Annotated in this window: 25 protein-coding genes; 13 read left to right on the forward strand and 12 right to left on the reverse strand. The window is 32.9% G+C overall.

What is annotated here, in order from left to right:
- Positions 1-51 precede the first annotated feature (51 nt).
- The 9 genes from BKH44_RS03570 (at position 52) to mrdA (ending at position 7,220) form a co-directional block, all read left to right on the forward strand.
- Complete coding sequence (locus BKH44_RS03570; protein ID WP_095270134.1) at positions 52-1,167, forward strand: lytic transglycosylase domain-containing protein; 1,116 nt, start codon at positions 52-54, stop codon at positions 1,165-1,167.
- The gene (locus BKH44_RS03575; protein ID WP_180674100.1) at positions 1,164-2,129 is read left to right on the forward strand and encodes a septal ring lytic transglycosylase RlpA family protein; all 966 of its coding nucleotides are present in this window, start codon (positions 1,164-1,166) and stop codon (positions 2,127-2,129) included. Before BKH44_RS03570 ends, BKH44_RS03575 begins: the two co-directional genes overlap by 4 nt.
- 2 nt (positions 2,130-2,131) lie before the next feature.
- Complete coding sequence (gene hisB, locus BKH44_RS03580) at positions 2,132-2,716, forward strand: imidazoleglycerol-phosphate dehydratase HisB (RefSeq protein WP_095270135.1); 585 nt, start codon at positions 2,132-2,134, stop codon at positions 2,714-2,716.
- The gene (locus tag BKH44_RS03585; RefSeq protein WP_095270137.1) at positions 2,713-3,207 is read left to right on the forward strand and encodes an HAD hydrolase family protein; all 495 of its coding nucleotides are present in this window, start codon (positions 2,713-2,715) and stop codon (positions 3,205-3,207) included. The genes hisB and BKH44_RS03585 overlap by 4 nt, the downstream gene beginning before the upstream one ends.
- An 85-nt stretch (positions 3,208-3,292) precedes the next feature.
- Positions 3,293-3,757 carry a hypothetical protein gene (locus BKH44_RS03590; protein WP_143428295.1) on the forward strand — a complete coding sequence of 155 codons (465 nt, stop codon included), beginning with the start codon at positions 3,293-3,295 and terminating at the stop codon, positions 3,755-3,757.
- Positions 3,754-4,257: a lipopolysaccharide transport periplasmic protein LptA gene (lptA, locus tag BKH44_RS03595; RefSeq protein WP_095270140.1), complete on the forward strand. Its 504-nt coding sequence runs from the start codon at positions 3,754-3,756 to the stop codon at positions 4,255-4,257. The genes BKH44_RS03590 and lptA overlap by 4 nt, the downstream gene beginning before the upstream one ends.
- Entirely contained in the window at positions 4,254-4,877 is a 624-nt protein-coding gene (yihA, locus tag BKH44_RS03600) for a ribosome biogenesis GTP-binding protein YihA/YsxC (RefSeq protein ID WP_095270141.1), read from the forward strand. The genes lptA and yihA overlap by 4 nt, the downstream gene beginning before the upstream one ends.
- 86 nt (positions 4,878-4,963) lie before the next feature.
- Positions 4,964-5,455 (forward strand): hypothetical protein, encoded by a 492-nt coding sequence (locus BKH44_RS03605; protein WP_095270143.1) that lies wholly within the window; start codon positions 4,964-4,966, stop codon positions 5,453-5,455.
- Positions 5,430-7,220 carry a penicillin-binding protein 2 gene (gene mrdA / locus BKH44_RS03610; RefSeq protein ID WP_095270145.1) on the forward strand — a complete coding sequence of 597 codons (1,791 nt, stop codon included), beginning with the start codon at positions 5,430-5,432 and terminating at the stop codon, positions 7,218-7,220. The genes BKH44_RS03605 and mrdA overlap by 26 nt, the downstream gene beginning before the upstream one ends.
- Positions 7,221-7,232: 12 nt before the next feature.
- Here the strand turns inward: mrdA and BKH44_RS03615 are convergent, their stop codons facing one another.
- The 6 genes from BKH44_RS03615 to BKH44_RS03640 all read right to left on the reverse strand — a co-directional run bounded on the left by BKH44_RS03615 (position 7,233) and on the right by BKH44_RS03640 (position 14,512).
- Positions 7,233-8,225, reverse strand: a complete 993-nt coding sequence (locus tag BKH44_RS03615; protein WP_095270146.1) for a formate dehydrogenase subunit gamma — start codon at positions 8,223-8,225, stop codon at positions 7,233-7,235.
- Positions 8,212-8,889, reverse strand: a complete 678-nt coding sequence (gene fdh3B, locus BKH44_RS03620) for a formate dehydrogenase FDH3 subunit beta (protein ID WP_095270148.1) — start codon at positions 8,887-8,889, stop codon at positions 8,212-8,214. The genes BKH44_RS03615 and fdh3B overlap by 14 nt, the downstream gene beginning before the upstream one ends.
- 9 nt (positions 8,890-8,898) lie before the next feature.
- Complete coding sequence (locus tag BKH44_RS03625; RefSeq protein WP_095270149.1) at positions 8,899-11,736, reverse strand: molybdopterin-dependent oxidoreductase; 2,838 nt, start codon at positions 11,734-11,736, stop codon at positions 8,899-8,901.
- Between the two features lie 18 nt (positions 11,737-11,754).
- Positions 11,755-11,961 (reverse strand): hypothetical protein, encoded by a 207-nt coding sequence (locus BKH44_RS03630; protein ID WP_095270151.1) that lies wholly within the window; start codon positions 11,959-11,961, stop codon positions 11,755-11,757.
- A gap of 80 nt (positions 11,962-12,041) precedes the next feature.
- Complete coding sequence (locus BKH44_RS03635) at positions 12,042-12,809, reverse strand: molecular chaperone TorD family protein (protein ID WP_095270152.1); 768 nt, start codon at positions 12,807-12,809, stop codon at positions 12,042-12,044.
- Entirely contained in the window at positions 12,809-14,512 is a 1,704-nt protein-coding gene (locus tag BKH44_RS03640) for a 4Fe-4S binding protein (RefSeq protein ID WP_257842584.1), read from the reverse strand. The genes BKH44_RS03635 and BKH44_RS03640 overlap by 1 nt, the downstream gene beginning before the upstream one ends.
- A gap of 218 nt (positions 14,513-14,730) precedes the next feature.
- On the opposite strand from BKH44_RS03640, the gene fdhD reads away from it, so the two are divergent.
- Both fdhD and BKH44_RS03650 read left to right on the forward strand, forming a co-directional pair.
- Entirely contained in the window at positions 14,731-15,528 is a 798-nt protein-coding gene (gene fdhD, locus BKH44_RS03645) for a formate dehydrogenase accessory sulfurtransferase FdhD (RefSeq protein ID WP_095270154.1), read from the forward strand.
- A gap of 3 nt (positions 15,529-15,531) precedes the next feature.
- The gene (locus tag BKH44_RS03650; protein ID WP_095270155.1) at positions 15,532-15,870 is read left to right on the forward strand and encodes a LysR family transcriptional regulator; all 339 of its coding nucleotides are present in this window, start codon (positions 15,532-15,534) and stop codon (positions 15,868-15,870) included.
- Here BKH44_RS03650 and BKH44_RS03655 read toward each other — a convergent pair.
- From BKH44_RS03655 to tig, 6 genes are read right to left on the reverse strand one after another with little or no spacing between them, the layout of a single operon-like run.
- Complete coding sequence (locus BKH44_RS03655) at positions 15,867-17,912, reverse strand: heavy metal translocating P-type ATPase (protein WP_095270157.1); 2,046 nt, start codon at positions 17,910-17,912, stop codon at positions 15,867-15,869. The two genes, BKH44_RS03650 and BKH44_RS03655, sit on opposite strands and share 4 nt — an antisense overlap.
- 58 nt (positions 17,913-17,970) lie before the next feature.
- Positions 17,971-19,482, reverse strand: a complete 1,512-nt coding sequence (locus BKH44_RS03660; RefSeq protein WP_095270158.1) for a YifB family Mg chelatase-like AAA ATPase — start codon at positions 19,480-19,482, stop codon at positions 17,971-17,973.
- Between the two features lie 20 nt (positions 19,483-19,502).
- Positions 19,503-20,024, reverse strand: coding sequence for a peptide deformylase (def, locus tag BKH44_RS03665; RefSeq protein WP_095270160.1), 522 nt, complete (start codon positions 20,022-20,024; stop codon positions 19,503-19,505).
- Entirely contained in the window at positions 20,024-21,094 is a 1,071-nt protein-coding gene (locus tag BKH44_RS03670; RefSeq protein ID WP_095270162.1) for a diguanylate cyclase, read from the reverse strand. Before BKH44_RS03670 ends, def begins: the two co-directional genes overlap by 1 nt.
- A 19-nt stretch (positions 21,095-21,113) precedes the next feature.
- Positions 21,114-21,701 (reverse strand): ATP-dependent Clp endopeptidase proteolytic subunit ClpP, encoded by a 588-nt coding sequence (gene clpP, locus BKH44_RS03675; protein WP_095270163.1) that lies wholly within the window; start codon positions 21,699-21,701, stop codon positions 21,114-21,116.
- A complete protein-coding gene (gene tig, locus BKH44_RS03680) occupies positions 21,701-23,056 on the reverse strand; it encodes a trigger factor (protein ID WP_095270165.1) in 1,356 nt (451 codons plus the stop codon). The genes clpP and tig overlap by 1 nt, the downstream gene beginning before the upstream one ends.
- Positions 23,057-23,137: 81 nt before the next feature.
- Here tig and fliI point away from each other — a divergent pair, with 81 nt between their 5' ends.
- Positions 23,138-24,439 carry a flagellar protein export ATPase FliI gene (gene fliI / locus BKH44_RS03685; RefSeq protein ID WP_095270166.1) on the forward strand — a complete coding sequence of 434 codons (1,302 nt, stop codon included), beginning with the start codon at positions 23,138-23,140 and terminating at the stop codon, positions 24,437-24,439.
- A 134-nt stretch (positions 24,440-24,573) separates the two neighbouring features.
- Positions 24,574-25,743, forward strand: a complete 1,170-nt coding sequence (locus BKH44_RS03690) for a NifS family cysteine desulfurase (protein WP_095270167.1) — start codon at positions 24,574-24,576, stop codon at positions 25,741-25,743.
- Positions 25,744-25,753 lie beyond the last annotated feature (10 nt).

The raw sequence follows: 25,753 nt of genomic DNA on the forward strand, positions 1-25,753 counted from the left end.
AATCAATATTTCCAAAAAGAATGTGTTAAAAGTTTTTGTTTAGGAAGTTTGATGAAATTTAAAATATTGGTATTATCATTTTGTCTTTGTTCTATAGGATTCCTTAGAGCTGAATTTAAAAATTTGGTTTATGATCGCTATGGTGAGGATATTTTGAATTCATTTGGAGTGAGTGGTTCATTTTTAGCCCAATTACGTGTGGAAAATCCACTTAAAACTTGGAGTGCAGAAACCAGATGGGATTATTTTTTAGAGAAGTTTGATTCTAGTTATGAATTCATTCCTATTTTAAGAAGCATGATGGCAGAAGCTGGAATACCACAAGAATTTTTATTTTTGGCAATGGCAGAGTCAGAATTTTCTACAAAGGCATATAGCCCAAAAAGAGCAGCTGGCATTTGGCAGTTAATGCCCACTACCGCCAAACAACTTGGTCTTAAAATCAATGATTATGTTGATGAAAGACGCGATCCTATCAAGAGTACGCAAGCTGCAATTAAATATCTTCAATTTTTACATAAAATGACAGGTCAGTGGTATTTGGCAGCGATGGCATATAATTGTGGTGTAGGGAGATTACAAAAAGCGATAAAAGAGGCTAAAACAACAGATATTAGCGTACTTTTAGATGATAAAAAAAAGTATCTCCCCAAAGAAACTAGAAATTATATGAAAATGATTTTGAGTATGTCAGTGGCATTCAATAACATTGATAAACTCAAGAGTGCAGATAGAGAATATTTGTTGAATCGTGGAGCTATGGATACATTAGTAAGCGTCAATATTAAGGGAGGGACATTATTAGAGAGTATTGCAGAGGGTGCGGGTATGAGTTTAGCAGATTTGAAAAAATATAACCGACAATTTCGATATAATTTTTTACCTCCAGGATATAAGGAATATAGCGTTTATATTCCTTATGAAAGACTGGCTTATTTCAAACAAAATTTTAAAGAAGATCAAAATCCTAATGAAATGTTTGTATTGCATAAGGTCAAACAAGGTGAAACCCTCACTTCTATTTCAAGGAGATATAAGGTGAGCATTCAAGAGATAAAAATCACTAATAACCTCAAAAACTCATTTTTATCTATCAATCAAAAACTCATTGTCCCAGTTATCAGAAAAGATTATGCAAAATTAGCTCAAAATGAGGTTAAGCATTGAGAAAATGTTTGATCAGAGGGGTTTTATTTTTATGTTTAGTTTTGTTTTGTGCTTGTTCTCCTCAGAGTGTTTATAATGGTGGTATTGGTGGATTTAGTGATTATGAAGGGTTGAAATCTTATCGTTCTAAAAAATATACTTCTAATTATACCAATCAATCTTCTTTAGATGAGAGTTCTAATTTTGGTGGTGGAAATAGTCCAGTAGATATTTTTTCAAATTCAAATCCTTCAATGTTGGAAGGAATGAGGGATTCTGCAGCAATACAGAGGGCTACAATGAGACCTTATCAGATAGCAGGTAAGTGGTATTACCCTACACGTGTTGATGTAGGTGAAATTTTTGATGGTATTGCGAGTTGGTATGGACCTAATTTCCATGCCAAAAAGACTTCTAATGGGGAAATTTATAATATGCATGCACATACTGCTGCAAGCAAGATATTACCAATGAATACGGTTGTAAAAGTTTATAATAAAGAAAATAGAAAAACCACTGTAGTTCGAATTAATGATAGGGGTCCTTTTGTCGATGGAAGGATTATTGATTTATCGAATGCGGCAGCTAGGGATATTGATATGGTAAATAAGGGAACTGCAAAAGTTCGCCTTGAGATTTTAGGTTTTGGTGGAGTGATTTCTAAAAATTATGAAAAATCTATTGATATGCCCCAAGCAGAAGGTTTAAAAAAAGAGTTTAAAATTGGTGAGAGTAAAAGCAGTATAGAAGGGGGTAATTTTTCTTTACAGGTTGGAGCCTTTAAGAAAAAAGAAGGTGCTATCAGTCTCAAGAATCAGAATGAAAAATTTATCCAGAATGGTGATTATAAGGTTGTTATAAAAGAACAAACAAGCAACGGTGAGCCAATTTATAGAGTTTTTGTCGAAGGTTTTAAAAGTGAAGATGAGGCTTTGGATTTTGCCAAATCAAAAAATATAGCAGGCATTGTTATCAGGGAGTGAATATGCAAGAAATGAAACGATCTACCAAAGAAACAGATATAAATGCTTTTTTAGAAATATATGGGAGTGGTCAAGCTAAAATTGATACAAAAATAGGTTTTTTTGATCATATGTTAGAGGCTTTTGCTAAGCATTCTTTGATGAATATACAAATTATTTGTGAGGGAGATAGGTATATTGACGATCATCATAGTGTTGAAGATTGTGGGATAGTGATTGGAGAACTTTTGAGGAAGGAAATCTATCCTATTGCTTCTATTGAAAGATTTGGTAATAGTGCTGTTGTCATGGATGAAGCTTGTGTAGAATGTGATATTGATCTTTGTAATCGTGCTTTTTTGGTTTTTGATATGAGTGTTTATGGAAATTTTAGAGGAAGAGTAGGGGATTTTGATATTGAGCTTATTGAGGAATTTTTTCGTGCTATAGCAATGAATGCAGGTATATGTTTGCATATTTACCTCAAGAGAGGAAAAAATCTCCACCATATTATTGAGGCAACTTTCAAGGCTTTTGCGATTTCTTTACGCAGGGCATTAGGTCAAAATGCTGCTGTTGGTATCCCTAGCACAAAAGGTTCTTTATGATTGAGTTGATTTTATTAGATGTAGATGGTACATTGACAAATGGAGGATTAAGTTATAATAGTGATTTAGTTGAATTTAAAACTTTTTGTATTAAAGATGGTTTAGGCTTGGTTATTTGGCAAAAACTTGGAAAAAAGGTTGCGATTATTTCAGGGAGAGATTCAAAAATCACTGTTTTTAGGGCAAAAGAATTAGGGATAGATTCTATTTATATGGGTATAGCTGACAAAGGAAAAGTGGTTTCAAAACTCAAAGATGATTTTGGTTTACACGCTTCACAGATTGCTTGCATAGGAGATGATTTGAATGATTTGAGCATGTTTAAAGAATGTGGTTTGTGTTTTGTTCCAAATGATTGTGCGTTATGGATAAGGGATTTTGCTGATATTGTTTTAAACAGCAATGGTGGTCAAGGGGCTGTGAGGGAAATGATAGAATATATCTTGATGGAAGAAGGGCTCAAGGATGAGGTTCTTAAATTTTACCAATAGTGTAACGAATTTTTTTTTGATACTTTTTTTGATTACCTTAGGTTCAATATTTTTCTTCACCCCCTCGAAACTTTCTGAAAATAAAATGACTGAGCAATGGCCAAAAATTGAACTTAATCAATTCAGTATGTATCAAATCAATACAGATTTTGTGGATATGAAGGTAGAAGGTTCTGGTGCTTTGCAATTTGATGATTATGAGATATTGTTTGGTTTTTTAGCAAGTCGTTACAACACACATTCAAAAAGGACATATGAGTATATCAGTGGTGAAGAGGTTATTAAGACAGGAGATATTTATACTTTCCCTCAAGGTGTTGTTTATACAAAAAGTGATGGTGGGAGCTTTTGGAGTGAAAATGGTGTTTATGATTATCAAAAAGAAATTTTTAAGGGCAAAGGAGATTTTATCTTAAGCACATTAGAAGGTAATTTTGAAGGTAAAAATATAATTTATAATAGAAAATCTCAAAATATCCAAGCCATTGATATTGTTTCAAAAATATTCCTTGATACGAATAAAAATACCTCCAAAAAAGGAAAAAAATGAAAAAGATATTTTTGTTGTTTTCTCTTTTTTTCGCATTAAATGCTCAAGAAACTCTTGAAGTAACTGCTCAAAAATTTTTTGGCGATGATGCGAAAGGAATAACTGTCATTGAGGGAAATGTGCATATCAAAAAATCTAAAGATACATTGGAGGCTAATAAAGTCATCATTCATACAGACAAAGATCGAAAGCCTGAGTTTTATGAGGCAGAAGGCAACGTTAAATTCCATATATTCATGGAAAATGGTAGAGAGATTAAAGGGCATTCTGATAAACTTACTTATAATGCAGGAAGTGGTGAATATAGGCTTTTGCAAAATGCTGTAGTGAATGAAGTTGGCAAGGAAAATACTATTAGGGGTGAAGAGATCATTGTCAATAATGAGAGTGGGTATGCTAATGTGCTTGGGAGTCAAAATAAACCAGCTAAATTTATCTTTAATCTTGATGATATAGGGAAAGATAAAGATGAAAATAAGCCTGAAGAGAAAAATGAATGATTTTTGTCAAAGAAGCAAATTTCCTTACATCTGCGAAAAAGCTTGTAGAATGTCCTCCTCCTGATGTGATTGAAATTGTATTCTTAGGTAGGAGCAATGTTGGTAAAAGCACTTTTATCAATATTTTATTAGACAAGAAACTTGCCAAAAGTTCTGCCACACCTGGTAAAACACGTTTGATAAATTTTTTTACTTCTGTTTGGGAAAGGAAGGGAGAAATTTGTGAATCTATATCTTTGAGGTTAGTGGATTTACCTGGTTTTGGATATGCAAAAGTTTCTAAAGAGGTCAAAAGAGAATGGGAAAGTTATCTTTGGGATTTTTTACACAGACGAAATTGTATTAAACTTTTTATACATTTGATTGATTCTAGGCATACTGGCCTTGAAATAGATACTTATGTTGATGAAGTTTTGTATTCTATAATAAAGGGTGATCAAAAGATTTTGAATATTTATACTAAGTTTGATAAATTAAATAAAAATGAGCAATATTTTTTTTATCGTCAAAATAGGGTTGTTGTATCAAATAATGATAAAATCATAGACAAAAGATATGGCGGGAAAGATAAAGTTAGAGAGTTGATTTTGAATACTGCATTGGGTTTTGGAATGAATTAAGTAAAAAATTGATTAAAAAACTAAGGTTTATGATGGATGTGAAAGTACTTAAATAAAGGGATATGATTTATGATGAGCAGTATTGAATGAAAGTGATTTCAAAAGTTCGAAAAAAAGGCATATTTAGAGAAATATTAAAAGCAGGACTCCTTTTAATATGTTTTTATTTTTATACTTGTTTGAGTGATGTTTATTTGTTTTTGCCTCCTATGATTGGCTTATTGTTTGTGTTTTATATCCAGATTTCAAGGGATAATTTGTGGATTTTGAGTTTTGCTGTTTTTGTTTGCTTGATTTTTTTTGAATATGATCACGATCAGCATGCAGGGATTTTGCCTCTTGTCTTTGTTGTCACTAATTGGTTGGTGATTAAGAAATTTCGTTTATTGTTTGAGGAAAATGTTTTTTTTGTTATTATATATATTGCTTTGATCTATCTTGTTTATTTTTTCTCATTATATTCATTTGGTATTTTTAATGGTGTTTTTAATTCCGATTTGAGTTTGAGTTTTGTTTATTATATTTTTTATGAATCTTGTTTGGCGATAATCTATGAAAAAATTAAATATCAGATATAAAATTGTTTTATTTATCTTTATTTTAGTTTGGATTATTCTGAGCTTAAAAATATTTGTTTTGACCATAAAATCACACCAATATTTTGAAAAATTAGCTGAACGTAATATGACTAAAAAAGAGATTTTAGTACCTGTTAGAGGACAAATACTTGATAGAAATGGAGATCCTTTAGCCATCAATGAGTTAGGTTTTTCTATTTTATTAAATCCTTTTTTGAAAGACAAGGATTTAGAGAAACAAATTGCTTTGATTCAAGGATATTTTCCTGATATTGATACTTCAGATGTATTCAAAGCTTATAAAAAGCAATATTCTTCTTATAATCATTCTCCTATTAAAGTAATCAATTTTATTTCTTATGACAAAATGCAAAGGTATTATGCACAGATTATTCAAAATCCTGATATTTTTGTGGAACCTTCGACCAAAAGGCTTTACCCTGGAAATGCTAGTGCTTCTCATATTATAGGTTATGTAGGTGCTGCTGATGAACGTGATATTGCTAATGATCCTGTGAGTAAATATACAAGTATTATTGGCAAAACAGGATTAGAAAAAGAATATAATTTATTCTTGCAAGGGCATATTGGTTATCGTGTTGTAGCAGTTAATGCATTTAATCAAGAGATTGAAGTTTTAGAAGAGTCTAGACCAGAAAAACAAAATGATTTGACTTTAAGTATTGATATGAGACTTCAAATGATTGCAGACAAAGAGTTTGAAGGCAAGACAGGTGCAGTGATTGTTATGGATGTGCATACAGGTGAGATTCTTGTAGCAGGTAGTTATCCTGAGTATAATCTGAATGATTTTGTTGGAGGGATAAGCTATAAGAAATGGAATGCTCTTCGTGAAGATATTTATAATCCTTTATTGAATAGACTTGTGAATGCACTTTATCCTCCAGCATCTGTTGTGAAAATGGGGATGGGGTTAGCTTTTTTAGAATATGCAGGTATTAATGAGAATACAAAAATTGATACCCCTGCATATATTGAATTGGGTGGTAGGAAGTTTCGTGATTGGAAGCCAACTGGGCATGGCAAATCAGATCTTGTAAAGGCTATCAAAGAATCTGTGGATGTTTATTTTTATAAACTTTCTCAAGTTGCTGGGATTAATAATATTGCAAATGTCATGAAACAAATGGGTTTTGGAGAAAAAACAGGTGTGGATATACCAGGTGAATTTATTGGCATTGTGCCTGATCCTGAATGGAAGATGAAAAGATATAGAAAAAATTGGTACACAGGCGATACGGTTGTTACTTCAATCGGACAAGGAGCTTTTTTGGTAACACCTATGCAGATTGCTAGATATACAGCTTTGATAGCCAGTGGCAAATTGCCAACGCCACATTTTGCAAAAAACTTTGGGAATAAAGATTATGAAGATAGAAGTGAAGATGTTTTGGATGATTTTCAAAAATCAAAGTTAAGCATCCTTCAAAAAGGAATGTATCAAGCTTGTAGTGTTCCTGGAGGTACAGCTTATAGGCATACTTTGGGATCTAAAATGCCTCTTGCTTGCAAGACTGGAACAGCACAGGTTGTTCAAATACCACAGGATATTAAAGTCAGGATAAAAGAGAGTCAAATGGAATATTTTCATCGTTCTCATGCTTGGATCACAGGATTTGTTCCTTATAAAAATCCAAAATATGTCATTACTGTTTTGCTTGAACATGGCAAGAGTGGAGGTAGTGGGGGACCCATTATGGTAAAAATGGCGAATGCACTTTATGATTATGGTTATTTAAAGTAATATTTCTTACTATTATAATTTTTTTAAGAGTTCTTTATAATAAAAACTATGCATGATAGCTAACTCTTCCTCACCCATATTTCCATTTAAAATAGATTCTAAAGCCCCTTCAATAGCAAATACAGCCATATAAATATGTGTCATGAGCATAGCAATAACACCAAATCCTAGGAGATTATGGATAATTGCATTGAGCCTCAAAAAATTTATATCTCCATAAAAGTAATGCATTATCAATCCTGTTGCTGCCATTATGAACCCTCCAATTGTGGATAGCCAAAACCATATTTTTTGTCCAGCATTGAATTTCCCTGCAGGGACTGGATTTTTTGAAGTTGAGAGATAGCCTCCCATGATCTTTAGCCATTTGATATCATAGAGTTTAAATAAAGCAGGTTTGAGCCACATTAAAAACATTAAAATACCAAATACTATAAAAATAAATGTTGCCAAGAAGTGAAGATTTTTTGCTATTCTAATAGGCGTACCTCCACCAAGTTTATCACCAAAAATCATCATCAGTCCACTGACACAGATTATCATAAAAGGTATAGCTGCTCCCCAATGAATAAGTATATTATATTTGGAGAATACTTTGAATTTTTTGCTATGATGATTGAATTTTTTTGACCCAATGATTTTATAATGTCCAAAAAATGTAAGGATCACTAAAATAATAATCCCCAAAAATATTGGAGCAAAAAATCTATTTTGAAGGATTGTGAATGCTTCACCAAGGCCTATAATTCCTGCGATACCTGTGATTTTTTCGCTATGTATACCGACACTCAGTCCTTCCATTTTTAATACAGAGTCACTAACAACTCCTGCTGTTGGCGAGTTTAACCCCCAGTTTTTAATAGACTCAATTTGAGGGGTTCCATAAATTTTTTTGTTGTAGTTAAAATCAACAGGTTCTTTTGGATTTTGATTTCCAAGTGCTATTTGTCCTAAGGAAAAGATCAAAAAAAACTTTAGGATCAAAGCAATTTTAGTTATTTGCATCACTTTCTCCTAAAGTATCCCCATAGGCTTTACTCCAAGTGTAAGGGATTTCAGTTGTTTGGCTTCCTCTATTGATAGATCGAATTCTAATAATATTACTCACTTCTTTTGAACTTCCTGCTAAGAGTGCTTTGGTTGAACACATAGCAGCACAAGCGGGTACTTTTCCTTCAGCGATTCGATTTTGTCCATAGAGTTTGAATTCTTTTTCACTATGTGTAGGTGCAGGACCACCTGCACAAAATGTGCATTTATCCATAGCACCTCTAGAGCCAAAGATATCATTGGTAGGGAATTGAGGTGCACCAAATGGGCAGGCATAAAGACAGTATCCACATCCAATACAAGTTTCTTTATTGTGCAAAACAATCCCATCGTATCTGATATAAAAGCAATCTACTGGGCATACTTTTGCACAAGGAGCATCTGCACAATGCATGCAAGCGATTGATATGGATTTTTCTTTGCCTTTTATGCCTTCATTGAGCGTTATAACCCTCCGACGATTGATGCCTACAGGTAGATGATGAGCTTCTTTGCAGGCTACATCACATCCATGACAATCAATACATCTGTTGTCATCGCAGTAAAATTTTATTCTAGAATGATCAGGAACAAAAAATCCTCCATTTTCATTGTGGGTAATGTTGATTGTATTGTCCATAAAGACTCCTTATGCTTTTTCTATACGACATAAACCGCATTTAGTTTCAGGGATTTGAGTTACGATGTCATAGCCATAATTGGTGACTCCATTGATATTTTCTCCGATACTATAGGGTATATAGCCTTGTGGATAATTTTGGCTCAGATTTTTTCCTCTGAAGATACCCGCCCAGTGGAAAGGTGCAAATGCTACATTCTCTTTAATGCTAAAACTTAGCTTAAGTTTTATCTTTGCTTTGCCTCCTTCAGGGCTATATACCCAAACCATATCTCCATCTTGTAGCCCTAAATTTGCAGCTGTGTTTGGGTGAAGATTGATAAACATTTCTGGATTGATTTCACTGAGTGCTAGGCTTACTCTTGCTTCAATTCCTTGACCATTATGTGTTACTAGCCTTGCAGTATTAAGTTGGATGGGGAATTCTTTTGTGTAATCTTTTTGCAGAGATTGATATTTCGTATCTACCCTCCAATGATTGGATTTATCAGCATAGGTAGGGTATTTTTCTATTAAGTCAGGTCTTGGGGTGTGGATAGGCTCTCTATGAGTGGGGACTTTATCTATCCATTCTCCTACATACATCCTTGCTCTACCATTACCAAAGGGACATAGTCCTGCTTCAAGAGCTTTATTTACAAGTATCATGCTTAAATCAGTTTTCCAATTTTTTCCTTGAACTATTTTCTTTTCTTCATTGGAAAGCTTTTTACCAATTAATTTTTCAATATTATCGGCAGTGATTTCTGGATATCCTCCCTTTATATTTGATTTAGGAGGGAAACTATTTTTGGCTGCTAACATATCATAGGTTTTGCCATTGATTTCTTGTGTGAGTCCAAAATTTTGTCTGAATCCAGATCCTCCTTCTGAAACAGGCAAATGTTCGTCATATAGATTTGGAGTGCCAGGATGATTTTGGTTCCAACATGGCCAAGGAAGTCCATAATATTGGTCTTGCATAGGACCAAATCCTTTTAAGGTGAGTGTATCAAATAGTCCCCAATTATCTGTATGAGATTTTAGTCTTTCAGGTGTCCAGCCACTAAGCCCTATAGTTTTCATCCCAATATTAAGTTCTCTGGTAGCATCTTCAGGCCATTGAAATTGTGTCCTATTGTATTTTTTCGCTATGTTGTAAAGCGATTTGGTATATTCTTCATAAAATCCTAGTTTTCTTGCCAAAGCAAATAAAATCTCTTGGTCAGGTTTTGATTCATAAATAGGTTCAATCACCCGATATCTCCATTGACCAGATCTATTGGTTGCAGTTACTGACCCACTGACTTCAAATTGGGTGGTGCCTGGCAATAAATATACCCCATCTTTTTTATCAGTATAGGCTATTGCATCGTGTGGAAAAGGATCAATCATGATGAAAAGTTCAAGATTATCAAGTGCTTCTTTGACTTTGGAAGTTTGGGCTACTGAAATGATTCCATTGCCCATTACCATCATAGATCGGATTTTATTTGATTTGCCATTATGGATTTTTTCATCATCTTCTTGTAAGACACCTTGCCACCATCGGGCTAAAGTAAAGCCATTTTTATCCATCATATCAGGAGAAAATCTTGATTTTATCCAATCATAATCAATCCCCCATACATCAGACCAATGTTTGAATGCTCCTTCTGAGAGTCCATAATAGCCAGGCAGTGAATCAGCATTACACCCAACATCAGTCGCCCCTTGCACATTGTCATGCCCGCGTAAAATATTTGTTCCTCCACCACTGATGCCAATATTGCCTAATATGAGTTGTAAAATAGGTGCTAAGCGAGTGTTCCCAGTGCCAATACTGTGTTGGGTTAAGCCCATAGCCCATATTAATGTGCCAGGTTTTGTATTGGCATAAAGCTTAGTTACTTCTAAAAGTTCTTTTTTATCGACACCACAAACATTAGCTACAACATCAGGAGTATATTTTTGAGCTTCTTTTTTGATTTCTTCAAATCCAAAAGTCCTCTCATTGATATATTGAGTATCTGCCCAGCCATTTTCAATAATGAGATTAATCATTCCATACATAAATGCAATATCAGTCCCACCCCTGATTTGTATAAACATGTCAGCTTTAGCAGCAGTGCGTGTGAATCTAGGGTCAATTACAATTAATTTTGAACCATTGATTTCTTTTGCTTTTAAAAAGTGTTGGAAACCAACAGGGTGGTTGACAGCAGGGTTTGCACCAAAAATAATGATTGCTTTAGATTTTTGAATATCAGCTAAATGGTTGGTCATGGCTCCATAACCAAATGTATTCGCCACACCGGCGACTGTGGAGCTATGTCAGAGTCTAGCTTGATGATCTATATTATTGGTACCATACATTGCTGCAAATTTGCGATAATAATAGGCTTGTTCATTGCCCATTTTTGCAGAACCAAAAAATACCATACTATCAGGACCATATTTTTGTCGAATATCTCCTAATTTTTCAGAGATTTCATCTAGTGCATTTTCCCAGCTAATCCTTTCCCATTTACCATTGACTTTTTTCATTGGGTATTTGATACGTTTTGGGCTACGGACAGAATCTATCATATCTGCACCTTTGGAACAGTGTCCACCAAGACTTACAGGATGATCTTGTGCAACTTCTTGCCTTATCCATACACCATCTTTTACTTCAGCAATGATCCCACATCCTACAGAACAGGCTGCACAAATTGTTTTTATTTTTTGCGAACCAGGATAGGCTTCTGCAACTTCTTGCTTGTTAGCTTTTCGTACAATATTTTCAGAAGCTCCTAAAGTGCTTACCATAGCCCCAAAACCCAAAGTGCTCATTTTTAAAAAGCTCCTGCGAGAAGCTTTAGGTGGGTTGAATTTTTGATCGTTCATTTTCTTCCTTTTTATGGCTTATTTGGCTACAGAGTAATATGCTTTCCAATATTTTGTGTCCCCTTGATACAAAATTTCTTCTTTATTGGATTTTCCTTCTATTACATTGTCTTGTTTGATTTCTTTGTCGCTACAAGCATTTATAGCTAACCCTCCTATAGCTATAAATGCACCTGTTTTTGTGGTTTTTTTTAGAAATTCACGACGGGGATTTTTTTCTTTCATTTTTTTCCTTCTGAATTCTTTTGGGAAGTTATCCTGTGTTATAGGTTTGTAAAAAACCTATAATGCAAGACAATTATCCCTCAGCCTTTAGCATCAAGTTCTTCAATACTCAAAGGTCTTTTTTGGCGAATTTTAAGCTTTGGATTTTTTTCTTTATATAAAGCTTCACTTTTATCAATAAAATCAAGGTATTTTTGAGCAGGAGCATTCAAATAAATACGTTCAAACTCAATGAATGATGTCAATAATCTTGCAATGGGTTTGTAAAATAAGGTTTGAGTATTTTTTAGGATTTGAGTAATGATGTAATTCACGCAAGGATTGATGATGTTGTCAAATATTTCTTTGACAAGCAAGAGAGAGTCTTGTTTATTTTCTGCCAACAATGCGGTATTGAACATACATAAGAATCCTAAATCATCTTCTGTCTCTATAAATTTTTCAGATCGACGAAAATGACTTTTTTTTACGATTTGTTTTGCTAAAGAATACTTTTCACCCCTTTCATAACCCTCATCATAATAAGACATTGTGAGATTGATAGCTTTGGTATTGAAATTGTTAATGAATAATTCATTGAATTCATAAGTGATGTTTTTTGCTCCATTGGTTTCGAGTTCTTTGAGGAGTTTCAATACATCTTCTTTGTCATTTTCATTCATTGGTTGTGTGAAAATTTGTTCTAAAATGCAAATAGCTTGTTTGTATTTTTTTTCTAGTTCACCATAAATAAAAAAGAATCCAAATAAATTGTAATACATCAAACGAGCTTTATTGATAGAAATTTCTTGATCTATAGGTAAAGAAGAGATTTCAATTTCCTGGGTTTTTGTATGAATAATTTCCATCAAATAACCTCCTGTAAATTTTTTTTAAACATGATTTTTATTTTGCACTCCGGACAACATTCAAGAGTTTTGATTTTAAGTTTATCCTCTGCAAATATAGGGATCATAATAGATTTTATTTTTTCAATAGATTTTTTTGTAGCGAAGGCTTTTTTGCATTCAATACAATTGAATGTCTCATCTTGAGCTATTGTTTTATTTTCAAACCAATTTGGATTCAAGTCTATCCCACTGAGCTCTAAAGAAAGAGCATTTTCAGGACAAGAATCTATGCAATACCCACAAGTTGTACATAAAGATGGATTGAATTGGAGTGAAAATTTTGAGGCATTTCCTTGCAAGCTACCAACGTTGCAAGCACCTACACAACTCATGCATAGAGTGCATTTGTCTTCTTGAATATGTATTTTTCCATAACGGATTAATTCTGCACTTTCTCCGCTTTTGACATTCCCATAATCATTGTTTTTTATGGCAAATCTTAGACGTTCTGCAAAATGCTGTCTTTTGTACTCATTAGGACTTATGGAGTAATGATAAGGTTGGATTTGTTCTATATTGGATATAAATTCATTAAGTTCAGAAGGTGTTTTAGCAATATAAAATCCAGTTTTTTGATAAATCTTTTGATAAATATCATTGATAAGTTTTATAGCTTCATTGCTAGGTTGTGAAATAATTTCAGAAAAATACACACAAGAACTCCCGCTTTCTTGTAAGAGGGCTAAGATATGGTTTTCTGATAAGAATTTTTCTCTATTTATAATCAGAGGTGAGATGTGAGGAGGGATTTTAAAATTTTCAAGTTGGTTTAAAAATGGTTGAGCGATTAATAAAATTTGGGTATTTTGATAATATTTTAAAGCCTCATTAAAGGCTTGCATATTAAATGGAGCATAATCTAAAGAACCACTTGGACATACAGCAACACATGCTCCACAGCCAATGCAATCAAGCTGTGAAAAGCTTAGTTCCATTGATGAATCATCTTTAGTGATACCAAAGGTTGGACATACATTCGCACATTTATGACAATAACCTTGCCCATCTTTATTAGGTCTTCTATGAAAATATTGACAATTTTGAGTTTGATAAGTGATGGTTGTTTTGTAATGATAAGTGCCTACTCTTGAATTTAGTTTTTCTAAAAGTGTATATTCATCTTCATAATCACTTGCTTTTTCTACTCCCATAAAACGGATGAGGTTTTCATCTTCATAAAAAATAACTGCTTGAGCAAAAATGATTTTGCCAACTCCCTCATCAATTTTGACTCTAGCTTCAAATGCACCTAAACTACCTGAGATAGAGAGTATTTTATCTGGGCTAATTAAGCCTATTTCATAATGAAATTCTTTATAATCTTGCATAAAAGTTAAAAAACTTTCAGCCTCATTCCCTTCGCCGATTATGAGTAGAGTCGGATTAACATGGGTCATAAAATCTCTTTCTGTGCCATAATCATATCGAGACATTCGTGAAAAATACATTCTTTTTATATTTTGGATTTTAATTTGTATTGAAGCCTGCGAATTTTTTAAATACCAATTGATTTCAGGGGCATAAATATCACAGTTGAAAGGATGATTTGAAATAGTGGCATGGAAATTAGGAGAATCAGAAATCATAAGCCAATCTTCTTGCCCTTGTATTTGAAGTTTGAAGTTTGGATCATTGACAAATAGAAATTCACAGGAATTCATATTTAATTGCCTTACATTATCTCTTTGAGAATAATTATATATTGTTTATGTGGATTTTAAAAAAAGAATTATAGAGTTTTGTTTGGCTTACAAGTTGGTATTGCAGTCATAATTTATGGAAAATTGACATAACGATAGTTTTTTATTCAATAAATGATTGACTAACTTGAGGTATTTTTAAAACTTGATAAAATAGACAAAATTTTTAAAGGCAATGTATGGCTGAAATACTAAAAAATATTTTAATCCATCGTTTTGATGGAGATGAAGTGTTCCTTAAAGAAGATATAGTGATTTTAGAAAATAGGGTGCATATTTGGCTAAATGGAGAAAAAATTATTTCTACAATGTGCATTCCTATGCAACAGGATGCCCATGCTGTAGGATTCCTATTGAGTGAAGGAGTTATTGAGAGGGTAGAGGATATTTTCGAGTTAAAAATCGCAGCAGATGGTTTGAATGTTTTTATCCAAGCTAAAATTAATGAAAATAATTTACAAAATCTTTATAAAGAAAAAACATTGGTTTCTGGTTGTGGTGGTGGTATAACAGGCAATACTCAAAATGTTATTGGTATTCCTTTTAATACAAGTGCATTAAAAATAAAAGCAAAACAGATTTCAAAGAACATTGCTTTGTTTTATAAAGAAAGTGAATTGTATTTGAAGACTGGTTGTGTGCATAAAGCGATGTTGCTTTTTGAGGATGGTTTTAAGATAAGTAGTGAAGATATTGGCAGACATAATGCCATTGATAAAGTTGCAGGGAAGGCAAGATTGATAGGTTTAGATACTTCTATGGCAGTGTTGATGGTAAGTGGCAGGCTTAGTAGCGAGATGGTTATAAAGGCTGTGATGCATTCAGTCCCTATTGTTGTTTCTCGTACGGCTCCAACTTTTTTAGGTGTAAAGACAGCACAAATTCATGGGCTTACATTGATAGGATTTGCTAGAGGAAAGGCGATGAATATTTATACCCATCCTACAAGGGTTTTGGATTTTGACTCAAAGGAGTAGAAAATGGAGGCAAAAATAAAGATTTGGCTTGAAGATGAAAAAGGTAAAATGATTTTTGGAGATGGGAAAGCTAATTTATTGCTTAAGATTGATGAATTAGGATCTATATCAAAGGCTGCAAGTGCTTGTGGTATTGATTATAAAAAAGCTTGGAATCATATTGATGTTTTGGAACAAAGTATCAAAGAAGTTATTATCAAGAAAAAAGGAGGACGTTATGGAGGTGGTAGTGAACTTACTTTGAAAGGAAAAGAGCTGGTAAGTTCATATAAAAAGTTACGTGAAATTTTGAATAAAGAATGTCAAAAATATTATGAAAAGATTTTTGATATAAAATTTTAAATCCTCATTGTTCTCATTGAGTTTGCTAAAGCAATGAGTGCGACACCTACATCTCCAAAGACTGCTTCCCATAAATTAGCCAAACCAAAAACACCCAATACAATGAACACACCTTTAATAGCAAGGGCAAAAATAATGTTTTGCCATATGATATTTTTAGTTTTTTTAGCAATTTTAAATGCTTTGACAATCGATAGGATTGAGTTATTTGTGATTATAATATCTGCATTTTCTTTACTTACATCACTCGCACCACCCATACTGATGCCTACATCTGCACTTGCTATTGTAGGGGCATCGTTGATACCATCACCGATGAAGGCACTTTTTGTATTATTTTTTATTTTTTCTTGGAAAATTTTTGCTTTCTCTTCAGGGAGCAGATTGGCAAAGAATTTACAATCCAGTATATCAGCTGTTCTTTTTGTTGCATAAGTATTATCACCACTTAAAATTGTGATGTTGTTGATTCCTATTGATTTGAGTTGTTCAATCCCATCTTTGGCATCTTCTTTGAGTTCATCAGAAATGATAATATAGCCTATATAGTTCCCATTGAGTGCGACATGAACGACAGTACCTTCAATATCGCAATTATTATGTGGTATGTTGAATTTATGCAAGATTTTATCATTCCCTGCAATGATAAGATTAGAATTACAAATTGTTTTGACTCCATAGCCACTGATTTCTTCATATTCATCAATATGGTGTGTATGGTGAGTGTCTATATATGCTTCTTTAATAGAAGCTGCAATTGGATGGTTGGAAAAAGTTTGTGCACAAGAAGCATGCCTTAAAACATCATTTTTTGTATAACCATTGTGTGGGATGACTTGAGTGACTTTAAAAATTCCTTTTGTAAGTGTACCTGTTTTATCAAAAGCAATAGTTTTTACAAGACTCAAGGCTTCAAGATCATTAGCACCTTTGATAAGTATACCATTTTTACTTGCTGCACCAATCCCGCCAAAATAACCTAATGGAACAGAAATTACAAGTGCACATGGGCAGCTCACCATTAATACCACTAACCCCCTATAACCCCATTCTTCTAAACTTCCATAGTTCAATAAAGGTGGTAAAAATGCAATACATAAAGCGACAAAAAATACAATAGGCGTATAATACCTTGCGAATATTGTAATGAATTTTTCTGTTTGGGATTTTTTGCTTGCAGCACTTTGAACAAGTTCAATGATTTTTGCTACTGAAGAATTTTCATAGAGTTTTTCAACTTTTATTTCTAATACTCCTTGTAGATTGATGCTACCTCCTAGGACTTTTGTATCTTTTTTTACATTCAAAGGAATTGACTCTCCAGTGAGTATCTTTTGATCAATACTGCTTTCACCTTTAATCACAATGCCATCTGTGGGAATTTTTTCACCGGGTTTGATGATAAGTGTATCGCCTATTTGAAGTTCTTGAGGTTTTTTTTGGATGATTTTATTGCCTTTTTTGAGGTAAGCAATTTCAGGGGCGACAGCTAGTAATGATTTTATGGAAGCTTTAGATTTTGATACTGCAAGTTCTTGGAGGAATTCTCCTGTAGCAAAAAAGAGCATAACAGAAACAGCTTCTTCATATGCACCGATAAAAAATGCTGCAACAGTTGCTGTAAGCATCAAGACATTTTCATCAAAAATATATCCTTTTTTGAAGTTTTGAATCGCACCTAAAAAGACATCTTTGCCTGAATACAAATAAACAAATCCTAAAATCCCATAAGCAATTGAATGTAGCCAATTTATTTGTGAAAAATGCAATAAGAAAATAGCGATAAAAAATAAAATAATAGGATAAATAATGTTGCTTAATTTTGGTTTTTGATTATCTTCATTTTTTTGAGATATTTTTATATCAGGTTCAAGTTTTTTTAAGATAGAAGAGACTTTTTTAAAATCAGTAGTGTCAATATATAATGTATTGGTGGCAAAAGAAATTTTTGCTTCTTTCACTATATCTAGCTTATTAAGTTCTTTTTCAAGCCGATCGGCACAATCAGGACATTCTAAGTTCGAAATCTTGTATTCTCGCATTTTCAACTCTTTAAATTATAATAGTTATTATTATAATTTTTTATAATAAATAAAATGATTAAGTTTTACGATAACTTAAGCTTTCTAATAAATGTGTTTTGCCAATCAATTCGCTACCATCTAAATCAGCAATGGTACGGGAAACTTTTTTGATTTTTTGGATAGAACGTTCTGAAAAATTAAAACGTAGGATTGCTTGAGAAAGAAGAGTTTGGGCTTCATTTTCAAGGATACAAAATTTTTGGACTTCTTTTTCATTCAATTTGCCATTAAATTTTTTTTGTTTCCGTGATATTTGTAGTTTAAAAGCTTTAAATATTTGTTCTTGCATTTGCTTAGAAGTGATAGTTGATTTGGCATCTTCTTGGGTTTCATTCATTTGTATGAATAAATCAATCCTATCAATGAAGGGTTCACTCAAACGATTTTTATAAGATTGTATTTCTTTCTCTTGACAACGGCAGCTTTTATGTTTGCTGAGTAAATTTCCGCATGGACAAGGATTTTGAGCGCCTATAAAAAGAAATGAAGTATCATATTGGATTTTGCTTTGGACTCTTGAGATAGTAAGATGGTTATTTTCAAGAGGTTCACGTAAGGATTCAAGGATATCTTTTTTAAAATGGGGCAATTCATCAAAAAATAAAATCCCTTGATGGGCAAGGGCAATTTCTCCAGGTTTAGGTTCTGATTGAGTTGCTGAACCTAAAATACTTGATTTTGAAGCACTTTGATGAGGATTCCTAAAACTCCTAAATGGACTATAAAATGCTTCTTGTTGATTTAAGGTTTGGATTTTTACAGATTCTATCATTTCTTTGAGTGTGAGGGGAGGTAAAATATAACGCATTCGTTTTGCGATCATGCTTTTGCCACATCCTGGACTTCCTTCAAAAATAATATTGTGAAAGCCACTCGCAGCTATTATGGCAGCTCTTTTAGCCATATCTTGACCCTTAACTTCAGAAAAATCTAATTCAAACTCAGTTGGATAATAATAATGTTCATTATCAATTAAAAAGGATGCAAAATCCAGTTCTTTTTTATAAGTATCGGGGATTGGGGATTCTTCTTTGAGAATTTCTAGAGCTTCATTAATATGGTCAACATAATAAAAATTTAGATTAGGTATCAAGCAAAATAAGTCTCTACCGCCTTTTGGAACAATTATATTTGCTTGAGGATATAAAAGAGCAATATCTAATAAAATTGGGTAGATATTGTCATTGTGTTTGATTTTTCCATCTAAGCCTAATTCACCGAATGCAAACCATTTTTCTAGAATAATATTTTCTTTTTGCAAAGCAATTAAAATTGCAATTGGCAGGTCAAAATGACTGCCACTTTTTGGGAAATCAGAAGGGGAAAGATTGATGATGATTTTTAATGGAGGAAAATTAAATCCATTATTTTGTAAAGCAGAGTGAACCCTTTGTTTTGCTTCTTGAATTGCATTATTTGCAAGCCCTGAAATAATAAATCCAGGCAATCCTCTGCTAAAGGTTGCTTCTACTTCAACGATTTTTGCCGAGATTCCAAATTTTGTAGCACATAAGATTTTATTAACCATTTTTATACTTTCTTAAAAAACTATTTTATATCTTTTTGGATTTTTTTGAGTTCTTTTTCAAATTTTTTACGTTTTAAAATTGGAAGTTTATCAATAAATAAAGTTCCATTCAAATGATCAACTTCGTGCTGGATAGCGATTGCTAAGAGTCCTTCGCCTTTTAAGATTTTTCTCTCTCCATAACGATCTTGATAGGCTAGTGTGATTTTTTCAAATCTATCAACTTCTTCGTAAAATTCAGGTATAGATAGGCAACCTTCGTTCCATTTAATAGAACCTTCTTTTTTTAAGAAAACAGGATTGATGATTTCAAACAAATTTTTTTTATCAATTACTTCATTTTCTTCATCTGGAATATTTATGATAAAGATTTTTTTAGGAATACCTACTTGTATGGCAGCAAGCCCTACACCATTTTTTTGACTCATTGTTTCATACATATCATCTAGGAATTGATGAAGGTCTTTATCAAATTTTTCGACTTCTTGAGAGGGGGTTCTGAGGATTTTGTTGGGGTATTTTAGGATATCTAAAATAGCCATTATACCTCATCTCCAGGAAAGATTTTGTAACTTATTTTTTCATCAAGGGCATTTTGAAGTGCAGAAAGGGCAGCATTTAAAGAATCTTGAGCATTTCTTTGGGGGGATATTTTCGCTACTCCTACAGAAACTTCCAAAGAAATATCTTTATCTCCTAAAAATAAGCTTGTTGCTTTAATGGATTGAACAAATCTCTCTGTTGCCTTTGTTGCACTTTCTATGTTGGAGTATTTTAGCCCTACACCAAAGATACCATCTCCAAGATACCCAATAATGTCACTTCGCCTTGAATTCTTTAAAAGTAATTTAGCAATGCTTTTGAACAATACCATTTGGGTTGCTTTATCGGAGTCATCTTGAATATTTTTTGATAAAGCCATTACCAAAACACTAGATGAATGTGTAAATTCTTCCATTATTTTGTTTTCTCGTTCAATCAGATTCATAAAATAACGTTTATTATAGATGCCAAATCGTGAATCATAAATAGTGCTTTGATTGATATCTGAAATAATTTTAGAAGTTTTTTGATAAAGGTCTTTGATTTGATCTAATTGTGAAGCAGTGATAGAGTTTACTTTTTCAATATCTTTTACAAATAGTTCAATGGCACTGTTTAAGGCAATTTTGTTATCAATTTTTTCAATCCCTTTAACATGTTTATCAGTGATACTTTGCATTAACTGAAGATTTTTATACAATATGGCTATAAAATCTAAAATGTGTTTAATATTTTTGAAACCATCTTTTACATTTTTCTCAAATGTAACAGCCCTTTCTTCAGTGATTGATTGTAAGTCAATTACATTTTCTATTTTTTGTCTAAATGATGCTTCTTCTTTTTCCAATAATCGTTCAAAATATAATTGATAGTTTCCTGGAAACGCAGGAAGATCTTCTTGTTCAAGTTGTTTCACGGTATCATATGCAATTTCGCTAACTTTTTTTGTGATTTGATCTTCAATTTCAAAACTATCATTCTGGTTTGTTTCTATATTATTAGGGTCAAGTTTTCCAAAAAATATATTGCTTCCAAAATCTGATGGTTCTTCTTTTATAATTTTTGCCATTTGTAGCCTCTTTATAAGATTATTTTAAACTTTTTTCAAGTATTTTGTCTATTATGCCATAATTTTTTGCTTCTTGTGCACTCATAAAAAAATCTCTTTCAGTATCTTGAGATATTTTTTTTAAAGTTTTAGATGTATTTTTTGCCATAATTTCATTTAAAATATTTTTTAAACGTAAAATTTCTTTGGCTTGTATCTCAATATCACTTGCTTGTCCTTGTGCACCTCCAAGGGGTTGGTGTATCATTATCCTGGAATTGGGCAAAGAGTATCGTTTGCCTTTTGTGCCACAACTCAGAAGAAATGCTCCTGCTGATGCTGCTTGACCAATGCAAATTGTGCAGATATTAGGTCGAATATAATTCATTGTGTCATAAATACTGAAAGCACTTGTTATCACACCGCCTGGAGAATTGATATATAAATTGATATCTTTTTCTGGATCTTCGGCTTCCAAGAATAATAATTGTGCTACAATAGATGAAGCAACCATATCATTGATCTCGCCACTTAATAGGATAATACGATCTTTAAGGAGTCTTGAATAAATATCATAACTCCTTTCGCCTCTGCCAGTTTTTTCAATTACATAGGGGATATAATTCATTATTCTGCCTTATCTTTTGTTTTTTTGGCTTTTTTTTCAGGTTTTGGCGTTTGGTTTGAATTATTAAGTTTTTTGTCTAAGAGGTGTGAAAGGATTTTATCTTCTATCATTGCCATTTTCATTGCTGGCAAGAGATTATTTTTTTGGTAATAATCAATAGTGTCTTTTGGATTTTGTCCATTCATCATTGATTCATAATAAATGGTTTGTAGGACTTCATTATCTTCAACACTGATTTTTTCTTGTTTGGATAGGGCATTGATGATAAAAGTTATTTTAACACTTTTTTCTGCTTGTTCTCGGAAAGTTTCACGTTTTTGTTGAGCTTTTTTAGTGTCGGATTTGAGTATTTCAAGTTCTTTTTCTTCTATTGTATTGAGGGCATTTCTAAATAACAAATCCATTTCTTGTTCGATGATGAGATCAGGTAGGTCAAATTTAAATGATTTATCAAGATTTTCAATCACTTTTCCTTTGAGTTCCTCATTATATATCTTAGTTTTGCTTTCAAGTTCAAGTTGTTCTTTTATTTTTTCTTTCAATAACTCTAAAGTAGGTTGTTTTTCTTGAGGCAATAAGGATTTCACTAGATTATCATCAATTTTTGGAGTTTCTTTGACTTGGATTTTATTTAGTTTTACTTTGAAGGTAGCAGGTTTTCCGGCAAGATCTTTGGAATGATAGTCTTGAGGAAAATCGACATTGATTTCTTTTTCTTCGCCAGTTTTCATCCCTATGAGGGCATCTTCAAATCCAGGCATGAATTGGTTACTCCCAATGAGTAGATCAAAATTTTCTGCTTTACCGCCTTCAAAAGCTTTGTTGTCAATAAAACCTTCAAAATTGATATTGGCAATATTGCCTTTTGAAAGTTTTTTGTCTTTTTTAGCTTCAATAAGGGGTGTTTTTGATTTGGCTACTTCTTCAAGTCTGATTTCTATTTCTTTTTCGGTAATTTTTTTGAGTTTGACTTCAGGGATACATTCAGGAACGTTGTCAAGTTTAAAATCTGGATTCAAGCTTATTTTAATTTCTAAATCAATAGAATTTTCTTTTTTATCAAACTTCGTTATAATAGGATCACCAATGATTTCTTTTGGTTCTATATTGAGTTCTTTTAAGGCTTCTGAAAGGATTTCTTGCACTGCTTCTTTTTGAGCATCTTGTTCAATATTTTCTTTATATCTTGATTTGATAACATTTAAGGGTACTTTTCCTTTTCTGAATCCATCTAATTTGATATTTTTACTGATTTTAGTTGCTATTTTATTAAGCTTACTTTCCATATCTTTTGTAAGTAAAGTTGCAGTTACGCAAGCATTTGCAGTATTAATTCTTTTTGTCTGTAAATTCATAGAATTCCTTAGCAATATTAAAGTATAATTTTGTATTCTAACAAAAAATTCTTTAATAAAAGCAAAATCCTAAGGCTATGAATGTCTCTTAAAGAACTCAGAGTGAAATTAAATCAAAATATTAATCTTTCTCCGCAATATGGAAGGATTAGGAAAATTTCCCCGAATATTGTTTATGCTACCGGAATCACACCATCAGTTGGGGATGTTGTTCGTATTAACCGATCAGATGGCAGTGATTGTCTTGGGATGGTGATTGTGAGTGAAGATGAGGAGTTTGGCTTTACTCCGTTTTCATTTGTAGAAGGATTTAAAAAAGGCGATAAGGTTACATTAGATAAAGAGGGTTTGCTTTTCCCAGTAGGTGAAAGTATATTGGGTCGAGTATTAGATCCTTTAGGTAGACCTATTGATGATAAAGGAGCATTGAAAGATATCTCTTTTGTTCCTGTCATCACTCCTCCAATAAAAGCAATGAAAAGAGGTATTATTGATGAAGTTTTTAGCGTAGGAGTAAAAAGTATTGATGGGCTTTTGACTTGTGGAAAGGGTCAAAAAATGGGTATTTTTGCAGGTAGTGGTGTTGGTAAATCAACTTTAATGGGGATGATAGTTAAGGGTTGTTCAGCACCCATAAAGGTTATTGCTTTGATAGGAGAGCGAGGTAGGGAAGTACCTGAATTTATCCAAAAAAATTTAAATGGTGATTTGAATAATACTATTTTAATTGTCGCTACGAGTGATGATTCAGCTTTAATGCGCAAATATGGTGCTTTTGGTGCAATGGCAATTGCAGAATACTTTAAAAATCAAGGTAAAGATGTCCTTTTTATGATGGATTCAGTTACCCGATTTGCAATGGCACAAAGAGAAATTGGACTTGCACTTGGAGAACCACCTACAACTAAGGGATACCCACCTTCAGTACTCTCACTTTTGCCACAGCTAATGGAAAGGGCAGGGAAAGAGGAAGGTAAAGGTTCTATCACAGCTTTTTTTACTGTTTTAGTAGAAGGAGATGATTTGACAGATCCTATTGCAGATCAAGCTAGAAGTATTTTAGATGGACATATTATTTTAAGTAGAGAAATGACAGATTATGGTCTTTATCCTCCTATTAATATTTTGAATTCTGCTTCTAGGATTAGTAATGATATCATCTCTATTGAACATAAAGAAGCAGCAAGAAAATTTCGTCGTCTTTATGCTCTTTTGAAAGAAAATGAGATCCTAATACGTATTGGTTCTTATCAAAAAGGTTTTGATGCCCAATTAGATGAAGCTATTGATAAAAAATCCATAATGGAAGATTTTCTCAAACAGGATGAAAATCAGAACTTCCTTTATGCAGAGAGTGTAGAAAAATTAATAAATTTAATGTAAAATTATCTTCTTATATAATTTAAACTTTTTGAAAGATTTTTGTTTGTAAATTGCGTGAAGCAAAACACGATTTTAGAACTAAAACATTATATTTGTTTTGCGTCATGAAAATGAGTGATATTTAGGAGATAATAATGCAAAGGCGAGTATATCTAGATAACAATGCGACAACTATGGTTGATCCAAAAGTAAAAGATCTAATGGATCCTTATTTTTGTGATCATTATGGGAATCCGAATTCATTGCACAAATTTGGTACTGAAATTCATCCGGTCATCAGTGATGCCTTCAACAAACTTTATGAGGGTATTAATGCTAGGAATGAAGATGATATCATAATCACTTCTTGTGCTACAGAGAGTAATAATTGGGTTTTGAAAGGTGTGTATTTTGACAAAATTTATACAGGTGAAAAAAATCATATCATCACTACTGAGGTTGAACATCCTGCAGTAGGTGCAACTTGTAAATTTTTGGAATCTTTAGGTGTGGAAGTAACTTACTTGCCTATCAACAAGGATGGGACGATTTCAGCCAGTCAAGTGCAAGCAGCAATCACTCCTCAAACTGCTCTGGTGAGTATTATGTGGGCAAATAATGAAACAGGTTTGATATTCCCTATTGAAGAGATTGGAGAAATTTGTAGACAAGCAGATGTATTATTTCATACTGATGCTGTTCAAGCTATTGGCAAAATTCCTGTTGATGTTGTCAGGGCAAATGTAGATTTTTTGTCCTTTTCAGCCCATAAATTTCATGGACCAAAAGGTATAGGTGCTCTGTATATTCGATCAGGAGTTCCTTTAACACCCCTTTTACATGGTGGTGAACATATGCGAGGACGGCGTAGCGGGACTTTAAATGTTCCCTATATTGTTGGTATGGGTGAGGCAATGGCATTAGCTCAAGAATATCTTGATTATGAAAATCAAGTTGTTATGCGTTTAAGAAACAAGCTTGAAGATGCTTTGCTTGATATTGAAGATGTTTTTGTTATAGGCAATCGTTTGCAACGTGTACCTAATACTACACTTATAAGTGTCAGGGGAATTGAAGGTGAGGCTATGCTTTGGGATTTAAATAAAGCAGGGATAGCTGCTTCAACAGGAAGTGCTTGTGCTAGTGAAGATTTAGAAGCTAATCCTGTAATGGTAGCTATTGGTGCAGATAAAGAACTTGCACATACAGCTATCAGGTTATCTTTGAGTCGGTTCAACACCGAAGAAGAAATAGATTATACAATTGAGGTTTTTAGGAAAGCAATTCAAAGACTCAGGAGTATCTCAAGTTCTTATGGAGCTTGATGATAAGCTA

Source organism: Helicobacter sp. 13S00477-4 (assembly GCF_002272785.1).
Lineage (GTDB): Bacteria > Campylobacterota > Campylobacteria > Campylobacterales > Helicobacteraceae > Helicobacter_J.

Coding starts and splice junctions, on each gene's coding strand:
- BKH44_RS03570 (WP_095270134.1), top strand. CDS start 52: ATGAAATTTAAAATATTGGTATTATCATTTTGTCTTTGTTCTATAGGA.
- hisB (WP_095270135.1), top strand. CDS start 2,132: ATGCAAGAAATGAAACGATCTACCAAAGAAACAGATATAAATGCTTTT.
- BKH44_RS03585 (WP_095270137.1), top strand. CDS start 2,713: ATGATTGAGTTGATTTTATTAGATGTAGATGGTACATTGACAAATGGA.
- BKH44_RS03590 (WP_143428295.1), top strand. CDS start 3,293: ATGACTGAGCAATGGCCAAAAATTGAACTTAATCAATTCAGTATGTAT.
- lptA (WP_095270140.1), top strand. CDS start 3,754: ATGAAAAAGATATTTTTGTTGTTTTCTCTTTTTTTCGCATTAAATGCT.
- yihA (WP_095270141.1), top strand. CDS start 4,254: ATGATTTTTGTCAAAGAAGCAAATTTCCTTACATCTGCGAAAAAGCTT.
- BKH44_RS03605 (WP_095270143.1), top strand. CDS start 4,964: ATGAAAGTGATTTCAAAAGTTCGAAAAAAAGGCATATTTAGAGAAATA.
- mrdA (WP_095270145.1), top strand. CDS start 5,430: ATGAAAAAATTAAATATCAGATATAAAATTGTTTTATTTATCTTTATT.
- BKH44_RS03615 (WP_095270146.1), bottom strand. CDS start 8,225: ATGCAAATAACTAAAATTGCTTTGATCCTAAAGTTTTTTTTGATCTTT.
- fdh3B (WP_095270148.1), bottom strand. CDS start 8,889: ATGGACAATACAATCAACATTACCCACAATGAAAATGGAGGATTTTTT.
- BKH44_RS03630 (WP_095270151.1), bottom strand. CDS start 11,961: ATGAAAGAAAAAAATCCCCGTCGTGAATTTCTAAAAAAAACCACAAAA.
- BKH44_RS03635 (WP_095270152.1), bottom strand. CDS start 12,809: ATGGAAATTATTCATACAAAAACCCAGGAAATTGAAATCTCTTCTTTA.
- BKH44_RS03640 (WP_257842584.1), bottom strand. CDS start 14,512: ATGAATTCCTGTGAATTTCTATTTGTCAATGATCCAAACTTCAAACTT.
- fdhD (WP_095270154.1), top strand. CDS start 14,731: ATGGCTGAAATACTAAAAAATATTTTAATCCATCGTTTTGATGGAGAT.
- BKH44_RS03650 (WP_095270155.1), top strand. CDS start 15,532: ATGGAGGCAAAAATAAAGATTTGGCTTGAAGATGAAAAAGGTAAAATG.
- BKH44_RS03655 (WP_095270157.1), bottom strand. CDS start 17,912: ATGCGAGAATACAAGATTTCGAACTTAGAATGTCCTGATTGTGCCGAT.
- BKH44_RS03660 (WP_095270158.1), bottom strand. CDS start 19,482: ATGGTTAATAAAATCTTATGTGCTACAAAATTTGGAATCTCGGCAAAA.
- def (WP_095270160.1), bottom strand. CDS start 20,024: ATGGCTATTTTAGATATCCTAAAATACCCCAACAAAATCCTCAGAACC.
- BKH44_RS03670 (WP_095270162.1), bottom strand. CDS start 21,094: ATGGCAAAAATTATAAAAGAAGAACCATCAGATTTTGGAAGCAATATA.
- clpP (WP_095270163.1), bottom strand. CDS start 21,701: ATGAATTATATCCCCTATGTAATTGAAAAAACTGGCAGAGGCGAAAGG.
- tig (WP_095270165.1), bottom strand. CDS start 23,056: ATGAATTTACAGACAAAAAGAATTAATACTGCAAATGCTTGCGTAACT.
- fliI (WP_095270166.1), top strand. CDS start 23,138: ATGTCTCTTAAAGAACTCAGAGTGAAATTAAATCAAAATATTAATCTT.
- BKH44_RS03690 (WP_095270167.1), top strand. CDS start 24,574: ATGCAAAGGCGAGTATATCTAGATAACAATGCGACAACTATGGTTGAT.